Here is a 19,514-nt window from a genome sequence, read left to right as displayed (position 1 = left end):
CTTCCATTCAAAGAATGAAAAGGACTTATCGAAATTTTTTGTTTACCATATTCTCATACCCGTAATAAATGATGACCTTTTTAAATTTTGCATAATTCTAGTTAAAAGGTCTGGAACGCTTAAATAAATAAGACCGTTTCCTTCCAATGATTTGGAATAACCGAGTGGGATTGTTCGTTTTATGAGTTGAGCATATAGCTCTGGTTCTGTCAGCTTTCGTTGAAATTCTTTTTCTGATTGTTGCTTAATCAAGGCTAAGGCTCCGGAAATATGTGGTGTGGCCATCGAAGTTCCGCTTAAATAAGCATATTTCCCATTTGGTATCGTAGATAAAATTTTTTCTCCTGGGGCAACAACATCTACTTCTTTATTGGAGTTTGTAAAGTGGGAGGATTGTCTGTTAAGCGAAATAGCACCAACGGATATGACTTCGTTATACGCTCCAGGGTAGGAAAATTCGTCGGTTGAGTCATTTCCGTCACCTTCGTTTCCAGCAGCACAAACGACTAAAATATCTTGATTCACCGCATTTTTAATAGCTTGATAAAGCTGTGGATGGTTGGAAGGGCCTCCTAAAGACATCGAGATGATATCGACTTTTTGTTTCACTGCGTAGTTGATTGCATTCACAATCCACTCGTATCGGCCTGTTGCAGATCCTCGTTGATTTGGATCGCTTGCTAGTACCTTTAAAATTAATAGTTTTGCTTCTGGGGCTATTCCGACGACACCTTGATTATTTTCTCGGGCTGCAATAGTTCCAGCAACATGGGTACCGTGCCCGTTATAATCTGTTATTTTTCGTGGATCACCGTTATCATCAGTTGTGAAATTTCGACCGCCAATAATTTGACCTTTTAAGTCAGGATGATGAATATCACAGCCAGTATCAAGGACAGCAATCGTCACCCCTTTTCCTTTAATTCCCTCACGCCATAATGCTGGTGCCTGAACCATTTGTATGCCTTCAGGTATTTCTTTCACTTGATCAATCGTTTCCACAGATGAGTATGGCATTAACGAAACCTTATGTTCAAGCATACAACCACTCCTATTCTTAAACATTTAAATTCTCCATGCACATACTTCATCTTATGTGCTTTTCTAAATTATTGAGAATGATTTTTGAACACAAAAGATCAAACACGTGGTCGGACAAAGCACATTTGTCCGACCATCGATTTTTGTTCGGTTCACGTCATGCAATAGCGTGACATCACAAGCGTTCGTTTGCCTATGACAGTCGAAAAACTAAAGTAAGGCGCAATCTTTTAGAAATGAGCCTAATAAAAAGATTTCATTTGTCCTGCATAGAGGAACATGAGAGTACTTGGAAAAAATTCTTTTTATTTATAATGTAAGCATGGTAAGCGCTACCATCGATACTATTATTGAAAAGGAAAAGGAGAGAAAGGGAATGAGCAACAAACATACCGTTATCGTTGTTGGTGCCGGTCCGGTCGGTTTAGTGGCTGGATTGGCATTGAAAAAAAGAGGAATTTCTTCCGTAGTCATTGAAGCGGAACCAAAAGACCGTCAACGACCTGGAAGCAGAGCCATCTATCTTCATAACGCAACATTAGATTTACTCGAAAGCATTGATGAAGGACTAGGATTTGAAATTGCTAGAAATGGAATCGTTTGGCCAATTAAGCGGACGCTTTATAAAGGAAAAGAAGTATATGTGAAAAATTATGGAAAGACAGATACAAGCGATCCGACAAAACTTCCACCATTTACCTCTTTGCATCAACACGATATCGAATCGATTCTTTATGACTATTGCGTGAAAGCTGGGGTTGAATTTGTATGGGATACACCGATTAAGGAAGTCGTACCAGAAGAGGATGGCATTAAAGTTATAACCAAAAAAGGAGAAATTTGGGAAGCGGAGTATGTCATCGGCTGTGATGGGGCACGCTCTGTCGTTCGTGAAACAGCTGGTTTGAAATTTGAAGGACCGCGGACGAAGGACACTTTCCTTGTCGTGGATGTAGAAGAGGACGAACATGATCCTTTGCCATTAGAGCGGGTATTCCATTATCAGCATCCTGCTATGGGTGGAAGAAATGTGATGTTTGTTCCATTCAAAGGTGGATGGAGAATTGACCTTCAGTTATTGGAAGACGATGATCCAAATAACTATACAGAAGTGGAAGGAGTTAAAAAGTGGCTTCCTAAAGTAATGCATCCGAAATATGCTGAACGAATTACTTGGGTTTCATCCTACCGTTTCCATCAAGTTGTGGCCAATTCGTATACAGATGAAAAACGAAGAGTTCTTTTAGCAGGGGAAGCTGCGCATTTATTTGCACCATTTGGCGCCAGAGGCCTTAATTCAGGTGTACCGGATGCCCTTATTGCCGTAAAAGGAATTGAACAGGCTCTCAAAGTGACAAGTGAACAAAAAAGACGTGAAGCGATTGACAAAGCAGCAAACGAACGGAGAATCGCTGGATTATGGAATCGTAACAGTTCATCTACAGCCTTGCACCATCTTCAAGGGAATTCACCAGAAATGAATTTAAAACGGGAGATTGCTGCATCATTAACGGCGATTGTTCCAAAATTAGGAAGATGGTTGGATGAGGGGCCTTATGGTCCAAAATACGGTCCGCCTGAATTAACAACGAAATATTAAACAAAAAAGGGGTGATATCGATGTCGATCACGATTATCGACCATCAACCGGTTTACGATTTTAAACATGATCGTGTCAACCAATTGTCAGAGCGATTGTTAAATATAAACTGGTACCATCGTGTAGGAATGATTGACAACAGGGCAAAGGAAAAAGTGGAAATGTTTATGGATGCTTTCCATATCTCGAATTACGATGTAAGTTGGCTTGAAAAAGAGGATATAAATAACTGTTATGAAATGATTTCGCTACAAAACAGCGATTTATGGGAAGTGTTGAAGGTTCTTCCGGACCAATTAAAAGATAAAATTGACGAATCTGGAAAAGGAAAATTGTTAGAGGAAATCGTTTATCACCTTCCTGAAATGGTATATCATGAAGTCTTTAAACAAGCATTTCAGACATTTGCGAAACAAGAGACCGTTCGGTTTTTCATTGGCCATAGCTTATATATTAGCTTATTGGCCTGTACATGGGAATTAATTTCAGATTTAAAAGGATGGGAAGAAAATCCATTTGCATATTTAGTCGACGTATTAGAAATGGGGCATGTTCCAATAGGTCCGAACGGTCAAACATTTTATCTATTGTAAAATTTCAAAGGTAAAGGCAATTTATACATTTTAATCCATATTATAAAAGATTGTTTCAAGTTTGAAATATAAAAAGCCTGCTTTCAAGTGGAAGCAGGCTTTTATGCTGGTAGAAAACGCTTTCGAAATTTATGAAACTCGTTTGCTGCGTTTGTCAACTACTCTCTTCGCTTTCATCGTAAAGCGCGGCAAGTGGTTATCTGGCACTTTCTCAACTTGAATTCTTAACCCAATTCTCTCTCTTAATTTGGTTGCGAGCGATGGGACAATTTCATCTGAATTTGATTCGATTTCTACTTTTATTTGATCCATTTCATTTTCTGTATAATAGACGATGCGGAACTCTTTTACTTCACTATATTCCCGAATAATGGATTCAATGGAGGACGGATAAATATTAATTCCCCGAATGACGACCATGTCGTCAGCACGTCCGATAATTCCTTCAGGCAAAAATTGATAAGGATTGCCGCATGGACACTTTTTGTTTGAGCGAATGACCATATCGCCTGTCCGATAGCGTAGAGCGGGGTAGCCATCTCTCCCTAAGTTAGTGAGTACTAATTCCCCTTTTTCGCCAATTGCAACAGGCTTTAATGTCTTCGGATCAATCACTTCAGCGATAAATTCAGATTCGTTAATGTGTAGACCATTTTGCTCCGAACAGGAGTATCCATAGGCTCCCATTTCTGTCATTCCTACATGGTCATATAATTTGGCCCCCCACAAGCTTTCAATTTGGTTCCGTGTGGAAGGAACAGATCCTCCAGGTTCTCCAGCTGTAATAATGGTCCGAACAGGTGAGTTTTGAATATCGATTCCGTTTTCCTTAGCAACCTCTGCTAAATGCAAGGCATAGCTTGGTGTGCAAAGAAGAACCGTTGCTTGATTTTCCATCATATTACGCAAACGTTCGACAGATGACTGACTTCCGGATGAGATGACGAGTGCTCCTAATCTCTTAGCAGCTTCAAATGCGGCCCAAAATCCAATAAAAGGCCCAAACGAAAAAGCTAGAAAAATATGATCTTTTTTTGTGACACCGCTGGAACGGTATACTTCGATCCAGCAAGTTTCCCACCAATCAAAAGTTTTTTTCGTATCTAATATTTTTAACGGTCTCCCTGTCGTTCCCGAAGTTTGATGGTATCGGACATATTCTTCCAAAGGATACGAATGATTTTGACCATAGGGAGGGTGCTTTTTTTGATCATCGACGAGTTCTTTTTTTGTTGTGAAAGGTAAAGTTGTGATTTCCTCCAATGATCGCAGAGGCAATGTAATATTTTGAAGCTTTTTATGATAAAATTCATTATGGCTTTTGACGAATATTAATAATTCGTTTAGCTTTTTTAATTGCCGCTCCTTCAATTCGAATTCTTGTGCGTACACGACCATGAAAATTCCCCCTTTGATTACTTTATTAACTCAAGAATAATGAAAGGTAAAAGTGGGAGAAAAGGGGCTTATTCTTGTATATGAAACTGAATATTCGAAATATAAAAATTATTAATGAAACTTAAGCGTTTATTTTTACATAACCTAAATGCTCCGAAATCTTTTGTGCTGCTTTTGTAATGTTTTCGATAAAGATCGGATACCGTTCTTCCGTTATTCTTGAGGTGGAGCCGACCATGGATAGAGAGGAAACAACTTTCCCAGTATAGTCGCGAATCGGCGCAGCAATTCCTACATAGCCGACAAAAAAATCATCTTTTGAAATAGCGAACCCTTGTTTTTTAATTTTTTTCAATTTATTTTTTAGCAAGTCAGGATCTGTTATCGTATAGGGGGTATAAGCATATAAATTTTTAGATAAAACTTTATCAATTGTTTTTTTACTTTGATAGGCTAAAATACATAATCCTTCACTTGTGCAATGAATCGGATTTTTTCTCCCTATGTATGTGAGTAATCGATCAGGTTGGCTGCTTTCAATTCGAAACAAATAGACCACTTGCTCCTCTTCTAAAAGACAAATATGTGCAGATTCATTCAGTGTGTCGACAAGCTTTCTGACAATGGGTAGAGCTTCTTTATATAATTCGTGGTGGCTGAAAATAACCCCTCCTAACGTTAAAATAGATAGACCTAATCGGTATTTATTCGTACGGGGGTTTTTCGACAAAAATCCTTCTTTTACAAGCAATGAAACGAGACGGTGAGCACTGCTTTTCGGAATGTTTAATTTTCTTGAGATTTCCATAATCCCAAGCTCTTTTTGTTTCGGAGAATAAAGGCGTAAGATTTTCATTGCGTTTTTCACAGATGACAGCAAATATTTTTCACTCATCTTAGTTTCCCCCTTGTTGGTTTATTTTGGAGAAAGAATCGTTTTGTTTTCGCTGTTTAATTAAAACTGAAATTCGCTCACCTGCATTGACAACTTTTTTAACTAGCTGTGGCAGGTTCATAGCATTGATTCGTTTTATAGGACCCGTAATATTAACAGATGCGATTACTTTGTTTTTTTCATTAAAAATAGGTGCAGCGATACCGATAATGCCACGTTGAAATTCTTGATTAGAGACCACATAGCCTTCATTTTGTACTTTTAATAATTTTTTTCTTAATTCGTCAGGTGAGGTGATTGTGTTAGGAGCGAATTTTTTTAACGGTTGTGAACAAATGAAATCAATCGTTTCCTTCTCTTCAAATGCTAAAATAGCTTGGCCTGCACTTGTGCAATAAGCAGGATTTCTTCTACCAATATGTGTATATTCCATTTTAGTAGGGTAAGCGCATTCAATTTTTTGTAAATAAATGATTTCTTTCCCCTCTAATATGGAGATATGAGAATTTTCACCTGTTTCTTCTGTTAATACATTAAGGACTGGTGTAGCTTCATTTAAAATTTTCAGCTGGGAGCTCACAATATTCGTTAATCTCAAAATAGAAGCTCCTAAGCTGTAATAATTGGAATTCATATCTTTGTAAACAAACCCTTCACTGGCTAAACTTGTTAAAAGACGATGAGCCGTGCTTTTAGCAATGTTTAGCTTTTCCGCAATATCTGTAACCCCTAGTTCTGGCTCGTCCATGGAAAAGCTTTTTAAAATTTTTAATGCATTTTCAACAGAGGATGATGTTGTTTTTTTGGATTCATTCATCGTATCACCTACTTTTGTTATTGTTTTTTAGAAATTATGAAATGTTCTGTATATAAGAAAAATAATGTATTTTTCACCTTTTTTCAATATTAAGATAAAAATACATGATTAACAATGAAAGGGGTTACAACTGTGAAGCTAGTAACGTTTACACAAGAAGGTACGACCCGCATTGGGGCTGTAGAAAACGGTAAAGTCGTAGATTTAAATCATGCCTTTCAAAGCTTGCTGAAATCAGAAGGGAAATTACGTTACAAACAAATTGCGGAAGCATATGTTCCAGCAGATATGAACGGATTTTTAGAAGGCGGAGAGGAAAGCATGGATTTCGCCAGAAAAGCGATTGATTTCGCCTTAAACTATGAACAAGTAAACGGTCATAAGCTTGTTTATGCAAAAGACGATGTAAAAATAGAAGCACCTGTTCCGAAACCAGGAAAAATCATTTGCGTTGGCCATAACTATCGGGAACATATTTTAGAAATGGGGCGAGAAATTCCAAAATATCCAGTCGTATTTGCGAAATTTGCCAATACTGTGATTGGTCCAGAAGATGACATTCCATATTACCCGATATCCGATCAGCTTGATTATGAAGCAGAATTTGCTTTTGTTGTTGGAAAGCGTGCGCGCAATGTTTCTCAAGCAGATGCTTTACAATATGTAGCTGGCTATACGATTGTCAATGATGTATCTTATCGGGATCTACAGCGCCGTACACTTCAATGGCTTCAAGGAAAAACAGTGGATGGTAGTGCGCCAATGGGTCCATGGTTAGTTACAACTGATGAGCTGACAGATCCATCTGGATTGGAAGTTGTTTTAACGGTAAATGGTGAAGAACGGCAACGCTCCAACACGAAAAATCTTGTTTTTACTGTTCCGTATTTAGTTGAATTTTTATCGGGTTTAATGACACTCGAACCAGGGGATGTCATCTTAACAGGAACACCAGGTGGAGTCGGTGTAGCTCGTAATCCGCAAGCGTTTCTGAAAGATGGAGATGTTGTGCGGATCGAAATTGATGGCATTGGCACATTGGAAAACAAAGTAAAAAGCATCAAGGAGGGATGAACAAGTGGCATCAATGAACGAGGCGATTGAAAGCATTCAACATTCGCTTAATCAAATGATTGAAACATCCAAAAATCTTTCGGAAAAATCAATCCGTTGGCAGCCTTCTGAAGATGAATGGTCCATTATGCAAATTCTTTGCCACGTAGAGGAAGCGATCCCCTACTGGCTAAATGAGATTGAAAAATTGCTTGAATCTCCAGGTATTGAGTGGGGTAGAGGTCTTAAGGATGAAAAAAGGCTTGCTGCAGTTACGAACACAGAAAATCGGGAAATTTCGGATGTTTTAAGAAATCTAGAAAATGTCAAAGAGCAAGTGGACAAAGTGTTAAGCCAATTAACGGAACAACAATTAAAAGCGGAAGCGCCGAGCCGCAATCCACGTTTTGGAACAAAGCCGATTTCTTTTATTGTCGATCATCTTCTTGTCGAGCATGCAAGCAAACACGTTAGCCAAATAAAGCGAAACTTATCGAAGCTGCCATCATAACGATTTTAAACCGTTAAAAAGGAGGGGTTTGAATGGCGGAGAAAAATGATTTTTTTAAAAGTAAAGTCGTACAAGATTTTACAAAGGACATTGAACAGATTCATTTAGGTCCACTATGGGATGCCATTCCAGATTTAATGCATCGCCAACCGACACCACAGGCAGAAGCGTATCTTTGGAAATGGAAAACGCTTTATAAAAAGTTAATGGAAGCAACGGACATTTTCACGCCAGAACGGGGAGGAGAAAGAAGAGCTATATACTTTCAAAATCCAGGATTAACATACCGCAAGCCATGGGGATGGGCTTCAACGACGCAAACGTTATATGCGGCTGTCCAATTAATTCTTCCTGGTGAGGTGGCACCGTCACATAGACATACTCAAAGCGCTCTTCGTTTTATTAGTCAAGGAAAAGGTGCCTATACAATTGTTCAAGGAGAACGGATTTTTATGGAAGAGGGAGATTACCTCATTACTCCGAAAGGATTATGGCATGGTCATGCACATCCAGGTGATGAGCCAATGATTTGGATGGACTGTCTAGATATCCCTACAATTTATTCAATTGGCGGCACTTTCTTCGACCCTTATCCAGAAGGTATCGAACAACCAAAAGTTCCAGATAATTTTTCCTCTCAAAAATATGAAGGTGGTATGGTTCGTCCAATTTCTGACCGTAAACCGAAAATAGCCCCATTAGGATCCTATAAATGGAAGCAGACAGAAGCGGCTATACAAGGTTTAAAACGGTTGGACCCAGATCCGTATGATGGATATGCTGTAGAATATATTAACCCATCCACTGGGAAAACTGCCAACCCGACAATCGCTTCATGGATGCAGTTTCTTCCGAAAGACTTTCATTCGAAAGCTCATCGTCATACGCACGCAACCATTTACCATGTTTTTAAAGGTTCGGGATACAGCATTATTAATGGTGTTCGCTTTGATTGGGAAAAAGGCGACTTCTTTGTCATTCCAAATTGGGCATGGCATGAACATGTTGCTGAGGAGGATGCTTACTTATTCTCTGCAAATGATTTGCCAATTATGGAGCGGTTTGATGTGGAACGAGAGGAAGCATATGAAGAAAATAACGGACATCAGCCAATAACGGGAGAATTTGCCCCTGTATTGCTTTAATATTTTATAAATCAAATAGTCATAGAGTTTTTCGTACGAATAAAACGATGCGGCACAACAAAGAAAATCCCTTAGTTGTGCCGTATCTTCTTAAAAGCTGTTTTACGCATATTAATGATCAAACTGTAAATGATGCACCGAATATTCCATTTGGAGGAACGAAAGCGAGCGGTTTAGGCCGGTTCGGAAATCCATGGGTTGTAGAGGAATTTACATCGATGAAATGGATTTCTGTTCAAACGAAACCGAGGGAGTATCCATTTTAAACATTTTTCGGTAGTGCTAACAGTCATATCGTGGGACAATTTGCCGCTTCCTTGTTTTAGGGATATACCTGTTCGTAAACCTAAAACAACGAAGGCGGCATTTTTTTGTCTTTAAGCAAAGGGGGAGAAAAGAACTTCTCCATCATGATAAATGAAACGAGGGGGGCTATTATTGAAGAGTTGATTTTTTATTAAGAATACTTTTCCGATCCACCCGCTGCTGTACAAAAAGGAAGTATAATACTAATCCTACCAACACGTAAAAGGAGCTATAAAAATATAAAGATTGAAATCCGATAAAGGAAACGACTGCTCCTGTTAAGAAAGACCCGACACCGATGCCGATGTCGAAAATGGATAAAAAGGTGCTGAGAGCTGAGGCTCTTCTAGATGGAGATACGACTTGAATGGCCATTGTTTGAAAACTTGGAAACAACGTTCCCCAACCAAGCCCAATTAACAAAGCACTTAATAAATAGACGAAAGATGTATGAGCCATGCTTAAAATAAATAATCCGAGGGCAAATGATATGATGGAAGGGATGACAATGACATTAGCGCCAAACTTGTCGAACCATCTTCCTGTAAATGGTCGAGAAATAAGCAGGATGATGGCATAAACAACAAAAAACAAATTCGAACTAGCGCCTAGTTGCAATCTTTCAGCATAAACAGAGACGAACGATAAGACGGTAGAATAAGCAAATGCTAAAAAGGCAGCATTGAGTGCAATAGGAAATACGGATACTTCCAAAAGCTTTTCAAGATTAAAATGAATTTGGAATAGTTCTTTTTTACTTCGCAGTGATTTGGTTTCATGTAAGTTGATGATTCCTCCGGTAAAAAGTGCTCCAACAGAGCAAATAAGTGCAATAGCGAGCATTGCGAAAGAACCCCAATGATCGTAAGAGGAAAGTCCTAGAAACGGTCCGACTACCATAGCAAAATTAGAAGATAAAATAAAATAGCCCATTCCTTCTCCTTTTCGAGAATCTGGTACAATATCGGCAACGATCGCCCCTGTAGTGGTGGTTGCGATCCCGAAGCCAATTCCGTGCAGAAAACGAATGATTAACAATAAGACGATTGAACGGACAAACAAATAGGAAACAGAGGCGATCACAAAAATGATAAGGGAGATCACAAGCATCTTTCGTTTACCAATCTTCTTCATAAATTGATCAACGAATGGACGTGAAATGATAGCTGCAAACAAATAAACCATGGCGATTAATCCAGCTAAAGCCTCACTGCTTTTTAAATCTTGAATAACAAAGATCGGCAATGTTACTAGCAAATAATAATAGTTGATAAAAAGAAAGAAATTACAGATCGAAATATTCATAAAATTTTTTGTCCACAACTTTTCTTCCATCATGAATGGTCCCTTCTTTGAGAAAAAATTTTTATCCTTTCAATCTGCACCTAATAAGAGAGAAAACATTTCATGTTTATCTCTTTTATAAAGGTTTAATTTGGGGCAACATGTCTTTTTAACCCGTTTTCTTTAATCAGCGAGTATTGTTCTCACACTGCGACAGCTCCTTGAATCAGGCGGCCAAACGGAAAGATCAAACGGAAAATCTGATCCAGGTACTACCCGATCTTCTCCGACCGTTTGGATTAAAAATTCAACGCTTTGTTGATCCCATAAAACATTGTCATACCAAAAACGTTTTAAATATTCTTTTGGGGGTGCTGTCAAATTCTTCGAAACCGCTGGCCATTTCTCGTATCCTTTTGTCATTCTGCCTATTTGGTACGGTAAAAAACCTCCTCCATGAGCAAACAATATTTTGACATTTGGAAAGCGGTCGATTAGTCCGCTTAATAAAATGTCGGTTGCACAAACTGTAGTTTCCCACGGAACACCGATTAAATTCGGCATCATTCTTCTTTTTAATCGCGGATCTTCACTTAGTAGCGGATGAATGAACACAATTGCTTTCAGCCGATTGGCTTCTTCAAAAAACGGAATAAACCTTTTGTCAGAAAGCATATGCCCTGATGCACCTGGACCAATAATGACTCCTTTTAAGCCACACTTCATCGCATCGTTTAACACTTGAGCAGCTTGATCCGGATTGTTTAGTGGAACTGTTGCCAACGCTGATAGCTTGGCTGGAAAGAATTGAACGAGCTTAACTAACGAATCGTTGTACACGGTGGATAGTTCATAGGTGATTTCTTCTGGAAAATCATACATAAAAAGTTGCGGAATTGGTGAAATGACGGAATGCTTTATACCTGCTTTAGATTGTTCTTCAATATAAAGATTGATATCAACAAATGTTTTCTTTAACTCAAATCCCCATTTATGATTGATCATTAAAAATTCTTCCTTGTTTTCTTCCTTTTTCACCCATTGTGCATGAATTGTTTCTTTTTGTTCCTTCACCCATTCAATAACATTTGCAGGGATGAAATGAGTATGAAAATCATACATTTCTCTACTCTCCTTAAACTTTCATTTAATATTTTATATATCCCATTCTTTCTGAAACTTCTTTACTAGCAGCCATTACCTGTTTTGCGATTGATTTTAATTTATGAATGGGAATTCGCTGTTTCGGTCCGACTACGGAAAGAGCGGCAATAACTTTTCCTGTATAATCATAAATTGGGGCGGCTATAGAATTAACTCCTTCAGACAATTCTTCTAAACTAAAGGCGTACCCATCTTCCTTTATCTTTGCTAAATGAGAACGAAGCTTTTCTGGATTTGTAATGGTGTTTTTTGTAAATGCAGTTAATCCTTTTGCTACCACATTGTTGATGATTTCTTCTTCAGAAAATGCTAAAAGCACTTTTCCTGAGCTTGTACAATAAGGTGGATTGCGCCTGCCAATATGGGTTAAAAACCTGACAGGATGATGACATTCTACTTTTTGTAAATAAACGACCTCTAAATCGTCTAAGACTGAAATGTGAGCGGTTTCTCCAATGTTCTCCACCAATTTATTTAAAACTGGCTGGGATTCCCGGTATACATCCATGTTGCTAAATAAAACACCACTCAATGATAAAATGGATAAGCCTAATCTGTATTTCTTTGTTTCAGGATCCTTATAGACAAACCCTTCACTTGCTAGTGTTTTCATAGTTCGGCTTACTGTACTTTTATTGATTCCGAGTGAGCTGGATAGATCACTGATTTTTTTTTCTGGTTCATCCATTGTAAAGCTCTTTAAAATTCTTAAAGCATTTTTGATCGAAGAAAGTTGATTTTTATCTTCGTTTCCGTTCACATCTATTTTTCCCCCTTTTTTATGTTTCATATAATACAACACAAGTGCTGTATATGAGAGAATATAGCAGATTCATAAATATTTGAAAAGAAAAAAATAAAATCTTTTGAAATTTATAAATATTTTCATGAATGTTGCTTTATATGCAACAATAGTATTGAAAATGCAACGAATGAAAATTAACATTAATGTCACAACGAATTTTTTAAAGGAGGGCTATTGATGACGATTGAATTATCTATGTTAGTACCGCATGTACCGAGTATGTGTCATTTTGATCAAGTCCCTGATTTCCAAAAGGAATTGGCTGTTGAGATGAAGAAGGTGTCAAAAAAAATTTACGATCTTAAAGCGGATGTTATTGTCCTAGTTTCTTGCCACTGGCCGTCGACCTTTTTCCATTATGTGAATTGCACGCCAGTCCATAAAGGGATTTTAACTGCTAATGAATGTCCTGATTTAATTCGTGACGTTCCATATGATTATCCAGGAGACAAGCAATTGGGAGATGATCTTGTGAAAGTTGGGCAAGATGCTGGATTGCAAGTATTAGGAGTGGACGACCCTCATTACGTGTGGGACTATGGAACAGTTGTACCGTTGAAATATCTCGTACCTAACGGGGATATACCTGTTGTCAACTTATCCGTTACACTAGCCGCAACGTTAGATGAAACATATCGGTGGGGACAGCTAATTCGGCAAGTTTTACAAGAAAGTAAAAAGAAGGTTGTTTTTGTCTCAAGTGGAGCACTGTCACACAATTTAGTTCGCGGCAGGCACAATAAACCAACTGCTTCAGAACATGCTTTAGACAAACAGTTTATCGACTATATGTTAAAGAAAGAATATGAGGCCGCCTACAATATGCTTCCTCAATATGCTAGATTAGCAAAAGTGGAGTCTGGTGGACGGCACCTTGCGATGTTATTAAGTATTCTAGAAGATCATGACCAACCACAATATTTGGCAGACGGTCAATCTTCGGGAAGCTGGAACGCGCTCATTACATTTGATAAAACGGAACAGCCTACTGTTCAAAAGAGTTGACTATTCTGGCTTCATTAAAATAAAAATGGAAATGACAAAAATTTAAAAAATTATCTATTAGTTTCATATAGAAGAAAATCGCTATCGTTTTATAAAAAATGAAAGATTATCATAAATCTCGAATACAAAATATTTAAAATTTTCAATTATGTAAGCGTTTGCTACTATAGGGGGGATATGATGAAAAATCGTTTGCTGAAAACTTCTTTCATGTTAACACTTATTTTGTCCATGTTGATTTTTGCAGGCTGTTCATCGAATTCTGCAGGAGGATCCAGTGAATCGAGCGGGGAATCACTTGAATTTAAAATGGGTCATATGAACTCGCCTGACCATGTACAGGATAAAGATTCTATGAGGCCATTCAGTGAAGAGGTTGCTAAATTAACAGATAACCGCGTCAAATTTAAAATATATCCAGGTGGAGCATTAGGAGGTCCAAAAGAAACATACGATAACATTGTAACGGGCATTATGGATGCAGGATGGGGGTTACAAGGATATAATGCTGGTAAATTCCCAGTTCACTCGGTGCTGCAATTGCCGTTTCTCCCAGATGGAAAAAGTGGTGCAGAATTAAGTGTCGTTGCCCAAAAATTATATGATGAATTTCCAGAAATTCAAAAAGAATATTCCGATGTCAAACTTTTATGGGTACATGCAGCTGATCCTTATGCCATCATTACGAAAGGAAAAGCTGTCCGCACATTCGAGGATGTAAAGGGATTAAAGCTTCGTACACCTTCCGTTGAAGCAGGTGAAATGATTAAATCTTGGGGAGCGACGCCTGTTTCCGTGCCTGCACCAGAAATTTACGATGCCATGCAAAAAGGGGTCATTGATGGCGGTGTACTTCCTGTTGCAGCGATTAAAGACTTTAACTTATTTGATGTTGTAGATTACGTCACACTTGGGAATTTCAACACAAGTATTTATTATGTAGCGATGAACAAAGACAGCTGGAATAAAATTTCACCAGAAGACCAAAAGGTTATTGAAGAAAAGCTGCTAGGTGTTCCAATGGCAGAAAGATCTGGTAAAGCCTTTGACAAACAGAAAGAGCTTGCCGAAAAAGAAGCGAAGGAAAACGGTACGGAATTTATCACATTACCTGAAAATGAATTGGAAAAGTTTAAAAAAGCTTCTGAAGTTGTCACGGAAAAATGGTTATCAGATATGGAAAAGAAAGGGATTGATGGTCATAAAATTTATGACCGAACTGTGGAACTAATTAAAGGAAATTAAATTAAATTTTCGGTGTTCAATACCTGTGTACAACATTTTATGGATTCATCATGATACAGAAACGTACACAGGTATTAGTTTACTTTTTCGCATGCTGACAATGTGAGGTGATGGTAGATGAAAATAGAAGGCAAGGAAAATTTAAACCCGGACTTTTCACAAGTACAAGTAAATTCTAAGCAAGTAACAGTTGATTGGCTCAACAAACTAGACAAGTTCATTTACCAGTTGAATAATGTTCTTCATTCCCTTTCAAGCATTTTATTATTTCTCCTTATGTTTTTGACGACTGCCGATGTTATAGGGAGATATTTTTTTAACAAACCTGTCACCGGAACATATGAAATAACGGGATTGGCTTTAGCCGTCATTATTTTCTTCAGTTTGGGGATGACACAGATAAAAAAAGAACATATCGAAATTGATTTTTTAACGAATAAACTGCCGGAAAAAATCCAATATGTAATTTATGCTGTTAGTTCATTCATTTTATTCATTTTGCTCCTTTTAACAACTTGGAAGCTGTTTGAATATGGGAATAGGATTTTTATAGGAAATGAAACAAGTGGTGATCTTGGGATCCCGTTATACATCTTTGTTTTTACCGCTGCAATTGGATCTCTTTGTTTTATGCTCACCTTTCTATTAGACTTTTTAAAATCTTTGCTTAAGGTGGTGAAATCATGAGCCCAGAAATGACAGGAGTTGTTGGAATCATTTTACTCATTGTCCTCATTCTTTTGCGAGTGTCGGTAGGTTTATCACTCTTTTTAGTTGGTTTTCTAGGGGTGTCACTGTTAGCAGGATGGGAGGTAGGACTTTCTCAATTAGGAACATCAGCTTTTGGACAAGTGAATAATTACAGTTTAAGTGTCATTCCGCTTTTTATCTTAATGGGAATGTTCATGTCAAACACTGGGCTTGGAAAGGATCTCTTCAATGCTGTTGACAAATGGCTTGGACATTTCCGTGGGGGGCTAGCGATTGCAACGATTGGTGCTAGTTCCATTTTTGCAGCGATTTCTGGCTCAAGTAATGCTACAACTGCCACTTTAGCGAAAATTGCTATACCTGAGATGAATCAATACAACTATAAAACAACCTTTTCTACGGCAGCGGTAGCGGCTGGTGGAACATTAGGAATTCTTATTCCTCCTAGTGTCATCTTAATTTTGTACGGTGCTCTAACGTCAGAGCCAATTGGGCCGTTACTTATCGGTGGACTAATTCCTGGAATCATCATGACAGTGCTTTTTATGATCATGATTAACATTCAAGTTCGCTTAAATCCTTCCATCGCTCCAAAAAAGGAACAGCAAGCAAGTTTAAGAGAAAAAATTTACTCCTTAAAAAGCATTTGGCCTTTTTTGCTAGTCTTCGTCATTAGTATAGGAGGCATTTATTTTGGCGTATTTACACCGAGCGAAGCAGGTGGCATCGGGGCTATGGGTGCCTTTATCATCACATCCATGACGAAAAAGTTAAGCTGGTCTAAACTCAGGTCTTCATTGGACGAAACACTTCGATTAACAGCTATGCTTTTTTTAATATTAATCGGCGCTTCGTTGTTTGGAAAGTTTTTAGCACTTAGCCAAATTCCGATGACATTAACAGCTTTAGTAGGATCACTTGATGTCTCTCCTTATTTAATCATGGCTTTGATTTTAATCGTTTATTTCTTCCTCGGCATGTTTTTAGAAGGAATTGCTATTATGGTATTAACCTTGCCAATTGTATATCCGATTGTTACACAATTAGGATTTGATGGGCTTTGGTTTGGCATCATTATGGTAATGGTCTTAAATATTGGAATTCTCACGCCACCTTTAGGTTTAAGTGTTTATATTATAAGTGGGATTGTCAAAGATGTGCCGATCGAAAAAATTTTTAAAGGTGTGGTACCGTCCATTATCACAATGGTCATTTTCACGATTATTTTAATTATATTCCCGGAAATTGTAACATTCTTGCCAAGTTTTATTGAATGAAAATACAGTCGATCATCATTTTAATAGTTGAGGTTGTCGATAAAGCTTTTTACGCAACCTCTTTTTCATTTGTCATAAAGTTGAATTTTAAAACAAGATATTAAATTCTGACTATTGACAATATTAATACGACTCATGTAATATCGAATTAAGAAATTAAGTTCACTATATAAGGATTTATTTCGTGAAGTGAAATTTTTATAGGGGGAATTCCTTATGAGTAAAAAAGAAGTTCTTACAGAAGAACAATTAAATCATTACTATGATGGGATGAAAAAAAACCATTTAGGTCCTCTTTGGTATGATTTAGGTCATATGGTGACGAAAGAGCCAGTGCATGATGTGGAGCCATATTTATGGAAATGGAAAACAATTCGCGATTATGTCATGAAAGCAGGGGAAATATTAGAGCCTGGAAAAGACGCCGAACGCCGTGTTGTCTATTTACAAAACCCGAGTTTATTAAAACATGGATTAGTCGGCTATGGAACACATACGTTATATGCAGGAATACAGCTATTGCTTCCAGGTGAATTTGCACCTTCCCACCACCATTCCCAAGGCGCGATTCGTTTTATTATCGAGGGTTCAGGAGCTTATACAGCAGTCAATGGGGAAAAAGTTTATATGGAACGGGGAGATATGGTTCTTACCCCAGCATGGACATGGCATGAACACAAACATGAAGGGACAGAACCAATGATTTGGTTAGACGGTTTGGATGTCGGTTTAGTAAAAACGCTGGCTGCTTCTTTCTTTGAACCGTATGAAGATGGATTTTACCCAGAGAAGCCGAAAGAAAACTATTCAACAGAAAGATGGGCAAAAGGAGTTTTTGTACCAAAAGGGAAAAAAGAAAAACCTGGATATCCGTCACCAATTATAGGTTACAAATGGGACCGAGCCAAATACGTTCTTCAACAAATGAGCGCATCACCTGAGGAAAACGAAGATCTGTTTGATGGTTATGCCATTGAATATATTAACCCATCAACAGGAGGTTCGGCAGATGAAAGAATCGGTTCGATGATGCAAAAATTATTGCCAAAACAACATACAAATGCACATCGACATGTTCATAGTGCAATATATCACGTTTTGGAAGGAAAAGGGTATACGGTCATTAACGGACAAAAGTTTGAATGGGAGAAAGGAGATTTCTTTATACTCCCTCCTTGGAGCTGGCACGAGCACGTGAATGAAGGAACAGAAGATGCTTACTTATTCTCATTCAATGATAAGCCGGTCATGGAAATGCTTGGATTAGAAAGAGAAGAAGCACATCCGGAAGGTCATCAAAAAATCGAGCGAGTTTTTACTTCAGACGCAACGATAGAGTTAGGAAAATAGTTGAGTAGGATTTGAGCAAGGGGGAATACCAGTGAAAATAGCCATCTTCAATGACAATCAATTAGGGATCGTGGTCGATAAACATGTAGTGGATGTTACGAATGTGGTGGACTGGGATATACATCATCCACATGAATCACTAGTCCAACTTATGGAACATTTTGATTCACTAAAAGATAAACTGGCGAAAGCTGCACAAGAAGGAAAAAAGTATAATATTGAAGAAGCAGCTTTTCAAGCACCTGTCCCTTCACCGAGCAAAGTATGGGCTGCTCCCGTAAATTATAAAAAGCATCAGGAGGAAATGAACAAACAATTTAACAACGCTCCAAGAACGATTGAAGAGCTGGCGCTGTTTTTAAAAGCGCCTTCATCGGTTTCAGGTCCGTCTGACTCGATATTGCTCCCTTTTAAAGACAGGCGTACTGACCACGAAGCAGAGCTCGGGTTTGTGATCGGAAAGAAAGCGAAAAATGTTCAATATTCGGAAGCGAAAGACTATATTTTCGGGTATTTTGCTCTATTAGATATATCCATTCGCGGAAATGAAGAAAGAACGTGGAGAAAATCGTTTGATACATTCACTCCGATAGGTCCTTGGATCGTTACAGCCGATGAAATTCACGATCCGAATAACTTAAGTTTAAAGCTTTGGGTGAACGATGAATTGCGCCAGGATGGGAGTACAAAGCATTTAATCTATGATTGCTACAAATGTTTAGAAGTAGCGTCTACTCATTCCACCTTATATCCGGGAGATATCATCGCAACTGGAACTCCTGAAGGCGTAGGACCAATTCAAGATGGCGATATCGTTCGCATTCAAGTTGAAAGTGTTGGGGAATTCTCCGTTAATGTAAAATTAGCAGAATAGAAAGGTGAAAAAAATGAAAAATGTTTATCCGTTTAAAGTCGTTTGGGGCGATACAGATGCAGCTGGCATCGTGTTTTACCCGAATTTTTATCGTTGGATGGATCAAGCTTCTCATGAACTTTTGCGTGCTGCAGGCTTTCCAATAGCAAAATTACAGGATGAAAACATCATCACACCTTTACTTGAAGCGTTTTGCCAATTTAAGTCGCCGCTAATGTATGATGACGAAGTTGCTGTTCATTCTGAAGTAGCGGAAGTCCACAACAAAGTTTTCAAAATTAAGCATACGTTTAAAAAAGGAGACGTGATTGTTGCTGAAGGACATGAAATCAGGGCGTGGACGTCCGTAGCAGAAGAACGTCCAAAAGCTGTACCAGTTCCTGAAAATGTTAAAAGTGTCCTTTTGGGAGAATAAATAAACATTTTCAAGATCGTCATCT

General features: G+C 38.1%; 19 protein-coding genes and 1 pseudogene. 13 read left to right on the top strand and 7 right to left on the bottom strand.

Features of this window, described 5'->3' with window-relative positions; translation table 11 throughout:
* Positions 1-42: 42 nt before the first annotated feature.
* Positions 43-1,041 (bottom strand): S8 family peptidase, encoded by a 999-nt coding sequence (locus tag J2S06_RS10975; protein ID WP_044747532.1) that lies wholly within the window; start codon positions 1,039-1,041, stop codon positions 43-45.
* 376 nt (positions 1,042-1,417) lie between these two features.
* Here J2S06_RS10975 and J2S06_RS10970 point away from each other — a divergent pair, with 376 nt between their 5' ends.
* Both J2S06_RS10970 and J2S06_RS10965 read left to right on the top strand, forming a co-directional pair.
* Positions 1,418-2,641: an FAD-dependent monooxygenase gene (locus tag J2S06_RS10970; RefSeq protein ID WP_419152307.1), complete on the top strand. Its 1,224-nt coding sequence runs from the start codon at positions 1,418-1,420 to the stop codon at positions 2,639-2,641.
* Between the two features lie 20 nt (positions 2,642-2,661).
* On the top strand, positions 2,662-3,234 hold the full coding sequence (locus tag J2S06_RS10965; protein WP_044747534.1) for a hypothetical protein: 573 nt from the start codon (positions 2,662-2,664) through the stop codon (positions 3,232-3,234).
* Positions 3,235-3,363: 129 nt separating this feature from the next.
* Here J2S06_RS10965 and J2S06_RS10960 read toward each other — a convergent pair whose 3' ends face one another.
* The 3 genes from J2S06_RS10960 to J2S06_RS10950 all read right to left on the bottom strand — a co-directional run bounded on the left by J2S06_RS10960 (position 3,364) and on the right by J2S06_RS10950 (position 6,344).
* Positions 3,364-4,632, bottom strand: coding sequence for a phenylacetate--CoA ligase family protein (locus J2S06_RS10960; protein ID WP_419152306.1), 1,269 nt, complete (start codon positions 4,630-4,632; stop codon positions 3,364-3,366).
* A 121-nt stretch (positions 4,633-4,753) separates the two neighbouring features.
* A complete protein-coding gene (locus J2S06_RS10955; protein ID WP_044747536.1) occupies positions 4,754-5,527 on the bottom strand; it encodes an IclR family transcriptional regulator in 774 nt (257 codons plus the stop codon).
* A gap of 1 nt (position 5,528) precedes the next feature.
* Entirely contained in the window at positions 5,529-6,344 is an 816-nt protein-coding gene (locus J2S06_RS10950) for an IclR family transcriptional regulator (protein ID WP_044747537.1), read from the bottom strand.
* Between the two features lie 132 nt (positions 6,345-6,476).
* Between J2S06_RS10950 and J2S06_RS10945 the strand changes: the two genes are divergently transcribed.
* The 4 genes and pseudogenes from J2S06_RS10945 to J2S06_RS10930 form a co-directional block, all read left to right on the top strand.
* Positions 6,477-7,418: a fumarylacetoacetate hydrolase family protein gene (locus J2S06_RS10945; protein ID WP_419152305.1), complete on the top strand. Its 942-nt coding sequence runs from the start codon at positions 6,477-6,479 to the stop codon at positions 7,416-7,418.
* Positions 7,419-7,431: 13 nt separating this feature from the next.
* Positions 7,432-7,908 carry a DinB family protein gene (locus J2S06_RS10940; protein ID WP_419152341.1) on the top strand — a complete coding sequence of 159 codons (477 nt, stop codon included), beginning with the start codon at positions 7,432-7,434 and terminating at the stop codon, positions 7,906-7,908.
* Between the two features lie 32 nt (positions 7,909-7,940).
* Positions 7,941-9,053 carry a cupin domain-containing protein gene (locus J2S06_RS10935; protein ID WP_044747539.1) on the top strand — a complete coding sequence of 371 codons (1,113 nt, stop codon included), beginning with the start codon at positions 7,941-7,943 and terminating at the stop codon, positions 9,051-9,053.
* A gap of 89 nt (positions 9,054-9,142) precedes the next feature.
* Positions 9,143-9,319, top strand: a pseudogene (locus tag J2S06_RS10930) (aldehyde dehydrogenase family protein); the annotation flags it as partial.
* Between the two features lie 169 nt (positions 9,320-9,488).
* Here J2S06_RS10930 and J2S06_RS10925 read toward each other — a convergent pair.
* The 3 genes from J2S06_RS10925 to J2S06_RS10915 form a co-directional block, all read right to left on the bottom strand.
* A complete protein-coding gene (locus J2S06_RS10925; RefSeq protein WP_419152304.1) occupies positions 9,489-10,697 on the bottom strand; it encodes an MFS transporter in 1,209 nt (402 codons plus the stop codon).
* A gap of 129 nt (positions 10,698-10,826) precedes the next feature.
* On the bottom strand, positions 10,827-11,765 hold the full coding sequence (locus J2S06_RS10920; protein ID WP_419152303.1) for an amidohydrolase family protein: 939 nt from the start codon (positions 11,763-11,765) through the stop codon (positions 10,827-10,829).
* 25 nt (positions 11,766-11,790) lie between these two features.
* The gene (locus J2S06_RS10915) at positions 11,791-12,597 is read right to left on the bottom strand and encodes an IclR family transcriptional regulator (protein ID WP_419152302.1); all 807 of its coding nucleotides are present in this window, start codon (positions 12,595-12,597) and stop codon (positions 11,791-11,793) included.
* Positions 12,598-12,789: 192 nt separating this feature from the next.
* Here J2S06_RS10915 and J2S06_RS10910 point away from each other — a divergent pair, with 192 nt between their 5' ends.
* From J2S06_RS10910 to J2S06_RS10880, 7 genes are all read left to right on the top strand, one after another.
* Positions 12,790-13,617 carry a DODA-type extradiol aromatic ring-opening family dioxygenase gene (locus tag J2S06_RS10910; protein ID WP_419152301.1) on the top strand — a complete coding sequence of 276 codons (828 nt, stop codon included), beginning with the start codon at positions 12,790-12,792 and terminating at the stop codon, positions 13,615-13,617.
* A gap of 180 nt (positions 13,618-13,797) precedes the next feature.
* Complete coding sequence (locus tag J2S06_RS10905; protein ID WP_044747544.1) at positions 13,798-14,862, top strand: TRAP transporter substrate-binding protein; 1,065 nt, start codon at positions 13,798-13,800, stop codon at positions 14,860-14,862.
* A gap of 117 nt (positions 14,863-14,979) precedes the next feature.
* Positions 14,980-15,549 (top strand): TRAP transporter small permease, encoded by a 570-nt coding sequence (locus J2S06_RS10900; RefSeq protein WP_083978767.1) that lies wholly within the window; start codon positions 14,980-14,982, stop codon positions 15,547-15,549.
* Positions 15,546-16,850, top strand: coding sequence for a TRAP transporter large permease (locus J2S06_RS10895; RefSeq protein WP_044747545.1), 1,305 nt, complete (start codon positions 15,546-15,548; stop codon positions 16,848-16,850). Before J2S06_RS10900 ends, J2S06_RS10895 begins: the two co-directional genes overlap by 4 nt.
* 216 nt (positions 16,851-17,066) lie before the next feature.
* Positions 17,067-18,200, top strand: a complete 1,134-nt coding sequence (locus J2S06_RS10890; RefSeq protein WP_419152300.1) for a cupin domain-containing protein — start codon at positions 17,067-17,069, stop codon at positions 18,198-18,200.
* 31 nt (positions 18,201-18,231) lie between these two features.
* Positions 18,232-19,074, top strand: a complete 843-nt coding sequence (locus J2S06_RS10885; protein ID WP_419152299.1) for a fumarylacetoacetate hydrolase family protein — start codon at positions 18,232-18,234, stop codon at positions 19,072-19,074.
* A gap of 13 nt (positions 19,075-19,087) precedes the next feature.
* Entirely contained in the window at positions 19,088-19,489 is a 402-nt protein-coding gene (locus J2S06_RS10880) for an acyl-CoA thioesterase (protein WP_419152298.1), read from the top strand.
* The last annotated feature ends 25 nt before the right edge of the window (positions 19,490-19,514 follow it).

Origin of the sequence: Bacillus alveayuensis, assembly GCA_030812955.1 — a bacterium.
GTDB lineage: Bacteria > Bacillota > Bacilli > Bacillales > Aeribacillaceae > Bacillus_CB > Bacillus_CB alveayuensis.
The sequence above is the reverse complement of the archived record's forward strand: the minus strand, read 5'-3'. Positions and strand labels throughout refer to the sequence as shown.

What these genes read in the sequence shown, in the direction of transcription:
- J2S06_RS10935 (WP_044747539.1), top strand. Translation starts at nt 7,941, where the DNA reads ATGGCGGAGAAAAATGATTTTTTTAAAAGTAAAGTCGTACAAGATTTT.
- J2S06_RS10895 (WP_044747545.1), top strand. Translation starts at nt 15,546, where the DNA reads ATGAGCCCAGAAATGACAGGAGTTGTTGGAATCATTTTACTCATTGTC.
- J2S06_RS10960 (WP_419152306.1), bottom strand. Translation starts at nt 4,632, where the DNA reads ATGGTCGTGTACGCACAAGAATTCGAATTGAAGGAGCGGCAATTAAAA.
- J2S06_RS10905 (WP_044747544.1), top strand. Translation starts at nt 13,798, where the DNA reads ATGAAAAATCGTTTGCTGAAAACTTCTTTCATGTTAACACTTATTTTG.
- J2S06_RS10925 (WP_419152304.1), bottom strand. Translation starts at nt 10,697, where the DNA reads ATGATGGAAGAAAAGTTGTGGACAAAAAATTTTATGAATATTTCGATC.
- J2S06_RS10950 (WP_044747537.1), bottom strand. Translation starts at nt 6,344, where the DNA reads ATGAATGAATCCAAAAAAACAACATCATCCTCTGTTGAAAATGCATTA.
- J2S06_RS10955 (WP_044747536.1), bottom strand. Translation starts at nt 5,527, where the DNA reads ATGAGTGAAAAATATTTGCTGTCATCTGTGAAAAACGCAATGAAAATC.
- J2S06_RS10890 (WP_419152300.1), top strand. Translation starts at nt 17,067, where the DNA reads ATGAGTAAAAAAGAAGTTCTTACAGAAGAACAATTAAATCATTACTAT.
- J2S06_RS10940 (WP_419152341.1), top strand. Translation starts at nt 7,432, where the DNA reads ATGAACGAGGCGATTGAAAGCATTCAACATTCGCTTAATCAAATGATT.
- J2S06_RS10975 (WP_044747532.1), bottom strand. Translation starts at nt 1,041, where the DNA reads ATGCTTGAACATAAGGTTTCGTTAATGCCATACTCATCTGTGGAAACG.
- J2S06_RS10915 (WP_419152302.1), bottom strand. Translation starts at nt 12,597, where the DNA reads ATGAAACATAAAAAAGGGGGAAAAATAGATGTGAACGGAAACGAAGAT.
- J2S06_RS10900 (WP_083978767.1), top strand. Translation starts at nt 14,980, where the DNA reads ATGAAAATAGAAGGCAAGGAAAATTTAAACCCGGACTTTTCACAAGTA.
- J2S06_RS10965 (WP_044747534.1), top strand. Translation starts at nt 2,662, where the DNA reads ATGTCGATCACGATTATCGACCATCAACCGGTTTACGATTTTAAACAT.
- J2S06_RS10920 (WP_419152303.1), bottom strand. Translation starts at nt 11,765, where the DNA reads ATGTATGATTTTCATACTCATTTCATCCCTGCAAATGTTATTGAATGG.
- J2S06_RS10910 (WP_419152301.1), top strand. Translation starts at nt 12,790, where the DNA reads ATGACGATTGAATTATCTATGTTAGTACCGCATGTACCGAGTATGTGT.
- J2S06_RS10970 (WP_419152307.1), top strand. Translation starts at nt 1,418, where the DNA reads ATGAGCAACAAACATACCGTTATCGTTGTTGGTGCCGGTCCGGTCGGT.
- J2S06_RS10880 (WP_419152298.1), top strand. Translation starts at nt 19,088, where the DNA reads ATGAAAAATGTTTATCCGTTTAAAGTCGTTTGGGGCGATACAGATGCA.